The organism is Clostridioides sp. GD02404 (genome assembly GCF_045898275.1).
Lineage (GTDB): Bacteria > Bacillota > Clostridia > Peptostreptococcales > Peptostreptococcaceae > Clostridioides > Clostridioides difficile_A.
The window spans coordinates 1-572 of the sequence record NZ_JBJOCA010000069.1; the positions used below are offsets into that span (position 1 = coordinate 1).

Here is a 572-nt window from a genome sequence, read left to right on the forward strand (position 1 = left end):
ACTATAGATGGAAACATAAAAAGGTAGGTGATTATATGGAAAGAGAACTACCTATACCAGTATTTTTAACAGAAGATGAGGAAGCAATACACGAAAGGATGTTAAGTAACTTTCAAGATGTGAGTACACTAGAAGGGGATTTTATATATGATACAACAAGACCTACGGCAGAAGAAGTTGCACAGTTAAAACAATTAGGATTACAAAATAATTTAAAGATTGCATTTCCTCAGACATCTTATGGAATCTATTTAGAGTGGTTGGGAGAATGCAAGGGAGTGTTTAAAAATCAACCAACTAAGGCTACTGGAGTTATTACATTTACAGGTGTACAAGGAACTATCATTGCAAAAGGGACTGTAGTAACTACTGTTGCAACTGATGAAAAGCAGAGTATAGAGTTTGAGCTTCTTGAAACTAAAAGCATAGGAGAAAATGAAACAGTAGATATTAAAGCAGAATGTAGAGAAACTGGAACTATAGGAAATGTATCTCAAAATACTGTAACTGTTCTATTAGGTTCTATTAATGGAATTAAATCTGTTACTAATAAAGAAGATTTAAAAGGTGGA

At 32.9% G+C, this 572-nt stretch carries 2 protein-coding genes; one reads left to right on the forward strand and one right to left on the reverse strand.

The annotated features are described in order from the left end of the window. Positions 1-128 precede the first annotated feature (128 nt). Positions 129-185 (reverse strand): (2Fe-2S)-binding protein, encoded by a 57-nt coding sequence (locus tag Q3287_RS19430; protein ID WP_407964684.1) that lies wholly within the window; start codon positions 183-185, stop codon positions 129-131. A gap of 60 nt (positions 186-245) precedes the next feature. Here Q3287_RS19430 and Q3287_RS19435 point away from each other — a divergent pair. Beyond that, on the forward strand, positions 246-572 hold a 327-nt coding region (locus Q3287_RS19435), incomplete at its 3' end, for a baseplate J/gp47 family protein (protein ID WP_407964685.1).